The 7,565-nt window shown below is 41.2% G+C and carries 8 protein-coding genes; 7 read left to right on the forward strand and 1 reads right to left on the reverse strand.

What is annotated here, in order from left to right; all coding sequences use genetic code 11:
• The 6 genes from QAS77_RS08920 to QAS77_RS08945 all read left to right on the forward strand — a co-directional run.
• On the forward strand, positions 1–492 hold a 492-nt coding region (locus tag QAS77_RS08920), incomplete at its 5' end, for a magnesium transporter (protein ID WP_305065037.1).
• Between the two features lie 137 nt (positions 493–629).
• Positions 630–1,835 (forward strand): potassium channel family protein, encoded by a 1,206-nt coding sequence (locus QAS77_RS08925; RefSeq protein WP_305065038.1) that lies wholly within the window; start codon positions 630–632, stop codon positions 1,833–1,835.
• A gap of 25 nt (positions 1,836–1,860) precedes the next feature.
• Positions 1,861–2,313 (forward strand): hypothetical protein, encoded by a 453-nt coding sequence (locus tag QAS77_RS08930; protein ID WP_305065039.1) that lies wholly within the window; start codon positions 1,861–1,863, stop codon positions 2,311–2,313.
• 227 nt (positions 2,314–2,540) lie between these two features.
• Complete coding sequence (locus tag QAS77_RS08935; RefSeq protein WP_250868231.1) at positions 2,541–3,290, forward strand: phosphocholine cytidylyltransferase family protein; 750 nt, start codon at positions 2,541–2,543, stop codon at positions 3,288–3,290.
• Between the two features lie 229 nt (positions 3,291–3,519).
• Positions 3,520–4,638, forward strand: a complete 1,119-nt coding sequence (locus QAS77_RS08940; RefSeq protein WP_305065041.1) for a pyridoxal phosphate-dependent aminotransferase — start codon at positions 3,520–3,522, stop codon at positions 4,636–4,638.
• Positions 4,638–5,288, forward strand: a complete 651-nt coding sequence (locus QAS77_RS08945) for a CDP-alcohol phosphatidyltransferase family protein (RefSeq protein WP_305065042.1) — start codon at positions 4,638–4,640, stop codon at positions 5,286–5,288. Before QAS77_RS08940 ends, QAS77_RS08945 begins: the two co-directional genes overlap by 1 nt.
• A gap of 5 nt (positions 5,289–5,293) precedes the next feature.
• Here QAS77_RS08945 and QAS77_RS08950 read toward each other — a convergent pair whose 3' ends face one another.
• The gene (locus QAS77_RS08950; protein WP_305065043.1) at positions 5,294–5,593 is read right to left on the reverse strand and encodes a transposase; all 300 of its coding nucleotides are present in this window, start codon (positions 5,591–5,593) and stop codon (positions 5,294–5,296) included.
• 235 nt (positions 5,594–5,828) lie between these two features.
• On the opposite strand from QAS77_RS08950, the gene QAS77_RS08955 reads away from it, so the two are divergent.
• Entirely contained in the window at positions 5,829–7,100 is a 1,272-nt protein-coding gene (locus QAS77_RS08955) for a hypothetical protein (protein WP_305065045.1), read from the forward strand.
• The last annotated feature ends 465 nt before the right edge of the window (positions 7,101–7,565 follow it).

The raw sequence follows: 7,565 nt of genomic DNA on the forward strand, positions 1-7,565 counted from the left end.
GGGGTTGTTACGGGTCAGATACTGAACTCGGAACTTGATAATCTGATATCCCTCCCGACCATACTTCTATTGGTACCTGCGCTCATTAAGATCGGCGGTGACACCGGAAGTATACTCGGTGCAAGACTTTCATCTGCTTTCCATATGGGTATCGGAACGACCCACATACACAAGAACCCGGTTGTAAGGAACAGTGTGATAGCAGCATTCATTGTCGGTATCACCGCATCTGTGATATTGAGCGTTATTGCATGGATGATGTCCGGGTTTGGAAACAGTCCATTGGGACTTTTTACGCTTTTTAAGATATGTACGATCTCCGGAACGCTCGAACTTCTGGCGGTCTTCTCTGCCACCATAGGCATTGCTTTTGCATCCCACAGGTTCGGAATTGATCCGGATGATACGGTCATACCTGTGATAGCAACATTGGGGGACCTTGTCGGAATAACAGCCATATTTTCAACATTATATTTGTTTAATGTCATCTGAAATTCTAAAAGAGAGCTTCAATGAAGAATATATAAAAGATATGTACTAATAACTAAAAGAGAATAATTAAAGGCATTAACAATTACAATATATAATAAATTACATTTAATGAATAAGGATAATACGGAACACAAAAAATGAGTCCAAAAGTAATTAGGTACATCCCAAGGAACCTTAAGGATCTCCTTATCGAAATGAAAGATACATCCGAACTGATGGTCGATCTTGCATATTCCGCAATGGTCTATGACGATGAGGATATTTCAGGGGAAGTTCTCGATCTTGAAGAGAAGATGGATACACTCCACTATCATATGAAAATGGCAGCTATGCTGAGTACACGCAGGATAGAGGAAGCCGAAGATATGGTGGGTGTCCTTCAGGTAGCAGCTTCTGCAGAGAATATTGCAAACGCCGCCGGAGATATTGCCAAAATAATCGAGATGGATATGGGAATTCCACTTGAGCTTAAATTAGCTCTCAGGGAAGCCGAAGAGACCATTGTACGTGTTACGATCAATGAAAATTCCGAGATGGTGGGTTCCACACTTGGAGACCTCGAACTTGAGGTCGAGACCGGTATGTGGGTAATCGCTATTCGAAGACATACCGACTGGGTATATGATCCGCACCGCGATACCCGTATTCGTGCACATGATGTGATCTTTGCAAGAGGACATGATGAAGGTGTGCCTCTGCTTGTTGAACTTGCTACCACACAAAAGTACGTTCCCCGAAGGGTTGAACATGAGAAGGGTTTGAACGACCTCGATAAAGCAGTAGATATCATTGTCGATATGAAGAACACAGCAGAACTTGCTGTAGGACTTGCTTATTCTGCATTGCTCTTTGACAATACTGATATCGCTGAAGAAGTAAAAGCTCTTGAGCGTGAAATGGATGAGATGAAATACGATCTCCAGCATTGGGTACTTGAAACAGCTAAACATGTTTCCGATGTCAACGAGCTGAGAGGGCTGCTACATCTTGCAAATGCATCCGAATCGATTTCCGATGCTGCTTACGGAATTGCCGATACGGTCCTTCGAGATATAGACCTTCACCCCGTCATCACGATCGCTGTGCGTGAATCAGATGAAGTGATAACAAAGCTTCGGGTCGAAGGCTGTTCACCCATCATTGGAAAGTCATACCGCGAACTGAAGCTGGGCACTGAGACCGGGATCCATATCATGGCAGTCAAACGTGCTGAACGTTGGGTATATAGCCCAAGTGCCAAAACAACAGTTAAGGAAGGCGATATTCTGATAGGACGTGGTTCCCAGACAAGCGAGGAAGCATTGCTTGGAATGTGTGCCTGTCCGACAAGAGAGGACGATTAAATTTTTTCAGTGGGGGTTTTGTTAAATGGATAAGACAGTTGCATATGGCCTGCTTATACTTTTTTTAGGAATAGTAATTGGATATAGTGTTAATGATATGGCAAGTAGCGAAGAGGCTCCCGATGGTATACAAGTACCGGAAATGTCAGCCGGTGGGCGTTTCGCTGATGAAAACAATACTGACGTTTTCATCTGGTCTTATGATATCACATTGTATAATTCCGGGGATGGAGATGTATACGTAAATTCGGTAGAACCAATTTTCAGTGAAAATTTCTCAAAAATGGTAGTGACCGAAAACAACATTATAGTTGTGGAAAAGACCATAAACGGAACATCTTTGGTAGAGATCAGCGGTCAGGTGGAATTGAATACCACCGGTCTTTCAAAAGAAGAGATTTCTGATATAAATGACTTTAGCATTATCGGCTACAATATAACATCAAGAGAGACGATTGATTGGCCGATACAAAATTAAAAAAGATTGTAGAAAATACCTGTATATCAGTCCAATGACCATTGCAGATTTTTCTACCTGTTTTTTTGTAAGATGATTTCAGCAAGTTGAAATGACTTGATGATTTCAACATATCCATCTTTAAATTAATTTAGCAGCTGAGGCAGAATTGACCGAGATTCCCACCACCCTCCTTAAGTAGTAACAACTCCTTTATATAGGATGGAAAAAACACAATCGGATATACAATGAACTCAGACCACAGTAATCGTGGTAATAGGACCATAACTACAGCATTATTATTGGCAGCCGGAAAGGGCAGCCGTCTTTATCCTCTGACACGCGACACACCGAAATGCCTCACAATGGTCCATGAGGCGTCTATTCTTGAACGACTTGTCATCAATTTGAAAAAGCAAGGCTTCAAACGTCTTGTTGTGGTCACAGGATACCAGGAAAAATGTATTCGTGACTTTTTAGAAACGCGGGCTTGCGGCATGGAAATTGATTTTATTACAAGCCCCCTTTATGCGACCACCAATAACATATATTCACTCTGGATGGCACGTGATATTATTAATGAGCCATTCTTACTTATTGAAAGTGATCTTGTTTTTGACGGATCCCTTCTGGATGAAATGTGTTCTCCTGATAGAATTGCCATTGCACGCATGGAACCGTGGCTGAATGGTTCCACTGTCACAGTCAATAGCTCCCAAAATGTTGAGAAATTCCATAACGGGATTGCAGAAGCTCTTGATGAGATCAGATACAAGACTGTTAACATTTACAGTTTTTCGCTCTCTTCATGGCATCGTATTACAGAAAGACTGGACCAGTACATTTCAGCTGGCAGAGTAAACGACTATTATGAAACCGTATTTGCAGAAATGGTGGCTGATGATAGTCTCGCTCTTAAAACAGTCTCTTTTGACAGCAAAAGATGGTATGAGATCGATACAGTTGCAGATCTGGCAAAGGCGGAGACACTATTTTAGGCGGACAAATACGAAACAATAATTCCTTACGACGCCAAACCGCATACCTCTGGAAGATCAAGGCCGTTTTTCCAACAATCAAAATGCGGGGTGAAGGGGAGGATCGTTCGTTCACTTTCCGGTTTAAAGCCATTGCCTCAGTCCAACTCTTTCAATTTAAAGCCAATTCGTGAGGTTAAGACTTTAAAAAATGAAGTGCCACATCAAAATCATTTAAGGGAAATAATACATGATGCAACATAATTACAAGACTCAAACTGAAAAATACGAATTCATTTCCGGACAGCATGGTGGTTACTATCGCCATGACTTTATTGATCATGCTTATCTTTACAATCTGTATTTCCCGCCAGAGGCAGTTTTTACAAGCCTTAAAGATCAAATTCACGACATTGTCCTTAACTATCCGATTGCACAGGATGCACTTGCCGGTCTTATAGGGGATGTGATCCATCAACCTGCTGAAAGGATCGTTGTGGGAAATGGTGCTGCCGAACTTATCAAGATCATCTCCGGCCACATATCCAACAAGCTGATCGTTCCAGTGCCATCTTTTAATGAATATGCGAATGCAGCACCTGCAGACCGAGTAGTTGAATTTCCTCTTGAGTTTCCATCCTTTCAACTGGATGTGGACAAGTTTGCTGCTGAAGCGATCAGGGTCAAAGCAGATGTTGCTGTCGTGGTAACACCTAATAATCCAACATCTCTTCTGGTTCCCAAGTCCGATCTGATATCTCTTGCACAAAAACTTGCAAACCATGACTGTATGTTGATCATCGATGAATCCTTCCTGGATTTTGTACATGACCCGGAACAGACAACCCTGGAGAATGAACTCGAACGTTATCCAAATATAGCGATCCTTAAAAGCATGAGCAAAGCCTATGGTATCTGCGGGATCCGGATCGGTTATATGCTGACTGCAAATTTAGCATTTGCTGAATCTGTAAGGGAAGGCGTACATATATGGAATATCAACGGATTTGCCGAAGAGTTTCTGCGGATATTGCCCGATTACAGACCGGAATTTGTCGAAAGCTGCAAGCAGGTACGTATCGACAGGGATAATCTGTATAAAAAACTGTGTGCTATCCCGGGAATGACGGTCTACAAACCCGATGCAAACTTTATTTTCTGCCGCCTGCCAGATCACGCACAGAGTGGTCCTGAGCTCACACGTAGATTGTTCATTGAGCATAACATGTACATAAAACACTGCCAGGACAAGACTCTACCTGACTCTAGCCGTTATGTTCGTATTGCCAGCCGTACTGAAGCCGAAAATTGCAAATTGGTTGAAGCATTGGTAGATGTCATTGACTTGAATAATGTGGAAGTAGCCTGATGAACGGTCCAGAGAATCAACGATCACATCAGACAGGAATGCTTGCTTTCGCCCGAGACCTTCCAAATATCTGTTCGCTTGCAGGACTATTGTGTGCAGTCCTTAGTATATACTATGCCATATTAGGCAATTTACCAATTGCTATAATTGGAATGATCTGGGCAGTTGTTTTTGACTGGGGTGACGGACTCATTGCTCGCCGGATGAAGGGGCGAACTGATGAATATCGAGCTTTCGGGGGACAGCTTGATTCATTGATAGATATTGTAAGTTTTGGCATTTGCCCCGCTGTATTTCTCTTGAGCTATGGAGAATTCAGTCCATGGTTCCTACCCGGAGCGTTCGTGATCGTCGCCGTCAGTGCAATACGGTTGAGTTATTTCAATGTTTTCGGCCTGATCGATGATTCGACATACATGGGATTGGCACTTGACAACAATGTCCTAATTCTTGCTTTTGTCTTCCTGTTTAACAGTTTTTTCAGCCAGCCGACCTTTTTAGTCGTTCTATATGCACTGTTTATGATAATGGCTGTCTTTAATATAGCACCAATTCGAACACCCAAGTTTTCCGGCAGGTGGTTTTCGGCTCTCTTGGTTTATACCCTGGCGTTAACAATCATCTATGGCTGGATACTGTGGGGCAAGTAACAGTGCTACCACCTATTAAAACAGGTGGTTTTCTGCTTCCCCATACCAACGTCCGTGACTCCACAAGCTCTCTCCGTAGTCCCGAGGGTGCATATATTTTGAATATTAATAGCGGCATTGACATCCCTATCAAGCTCAATTCCACACTTCGGACATTTGTGAACCCTGATCGATAGACCTTTCGGGACGATGTTCCCACATATGCTGCATTTTTGTGATGTGTTGTATGGGTTAACCAATTCTACATACTTGCCAGCCCCCTGTTCTTTGGTCAAGTGCAGACGGAATTTGTAAGATTTCCGCATATTGCAACATACGTTTTAATACTAATAATAATATCAGAAATAAAAATAAATAACTGTTTACGCAATTCATCCACCTATTTCATCTTGCAGTTACACTGCAAGACATCCAGATTAATCTGGATGTTTTCCATGAAATGAAACTCGCATTAAATCTATGATTTTGTGCGAGTTTAAAAATAGTGGTCTTCTTGCTGACGAATTATAAAAATTACTTATCTAAAAAATGGAAGAATTAATGTATAAATATCAATCACTCAGAAAATGTATCTCAAACAACGACAATGAGCTAATAATTTACGGAGCAGATCGTTTTTCACAATTCCCGCGCCGTGATGCATCCGTTAATTCAAAATGTGATCGAGCGCTTCCGGTAGCACGCCGTGATGATGTGGTAGTTCTACGCGGAAAGCTGGACTCCGAGTATCATAAATGGCTGCGTTCCCATGGTCTGGGGTCGGATCATATCGTAGAATATAGTGCTCACTCAAGAGAAATGTCACTCTCAGAACTCATCGTTAATGATCCTGAACCAGTTAAAAGATATATCAGGCAGAGCGGGAAAAAACCTGTATATGTACCATGGTTTTCAGGGCATATGGAAACTGAAGCTGCAAAAGTTCTTGAAGCTGATCTTTTTGGAGCAACTGAAACTGCAACACTAAAATATAATGATAAGTCCGTTTTTAAGACCGTATGTAAACAATTGGACATCGATGTTGTTGAAGGCAGTTCATTTGAAATGAATCCTGAAGACAATGAAAATTGTACAGATATGAAAAACATCATAAACGGATATCTGTCAACCTGCGAAACTGTTATTATTCGCGGAACTTTGGGTGAAGCCGATATGTCGTTGTACAAAACTAAAGGCAATGATATTTCTGAAATATATCATGAAATTGCAGTTAGCGGTGAAAGATCTGTTATCATTGAGCCTTTTCTGAATGTCTCATCTTCTCCGAATGATCAGTGGGTGATCAGCAGAGATGGTAATATAAACTCTCTTGGCATGCGGGATCAAATATGCGAAAGAGGGATGGTACACATTGGTACACTCAAAGGAAAAGATGCCTCCCCAGAAATTTCAAATTACATTGCAAAAACATCTGCAAAAATTGTAACTAATATGGCTGAATTTGGATATCGGGGTGTAGTCGGTGTCGATTATATCGTATCAGATGATGGCATATTTCCTGTTGAAAATAACGCTCGTTTTAATGGTTCCTCCTATGTGAGCATGATCGTAGATAATATTGAAAAATTGATATCTCCCATCCCATACTGGAAATTTATAAAGATCAAAACAGCTGCATGTTCATTTATTGAGCTCACTGAACGTATTGGGCCACTAATCTATGATGGCAAAAAATTAAATTCCGTATTTCCTTTTAGCTGCGATACATTACCGTTGTCCGGTGATTTTGCTGTTATACTCTTAGCCGAGAATATGGATGAGATCTTCAAGATGGAAGGATTATTGAAAGAAATGTGTGTGAAAAGGGTTTGATCAACCCTATACACCAATAAATTTTCAATCAAGAACAACAATGAGAAGTCTTCATCGTTTGTGTTAAATAGACACAAAAATACAGATGAAAAGCCTTTCCTAACTTTTTTGTTACAAATATGTAAATCAAATTATAACAGCAGATCTAATAATAAAATTTCTCTTTAACATCGCGTGGGTAGTGCGACAAGAAGTTATAACATGAATTGCGGCAACGCTATCCCTTCCGTTTGGGATAATCCTACTATGACATGCCTTGATGGTAACGTCAGGGTGTGAAGCTCATAGGACAATATGGAGAAGTTTGGAAATCTAATCCAAACCATCTGTTAGGATAAGGTGCGACAAGAAGTTATAACATGAATTGCGGCAACGCTATCCCTTCCATTTGGGTTAATCCTATTATGACACGCGCCAATGGTAACGTTGGGGTATGAAGCTCATAGGACAATGTGGAGAATCTCG

The sequence above is a fragment of the Methanococcoides sp. genome, assembly GCF_030594565.1.
Taxonomy (GTDB): Archaea; Halobacteriota; Methanosarcinia; order Methanosarcinales; family Methanosarcinaceae; genus Methanococcoides; species Methanococcoides seepicolus.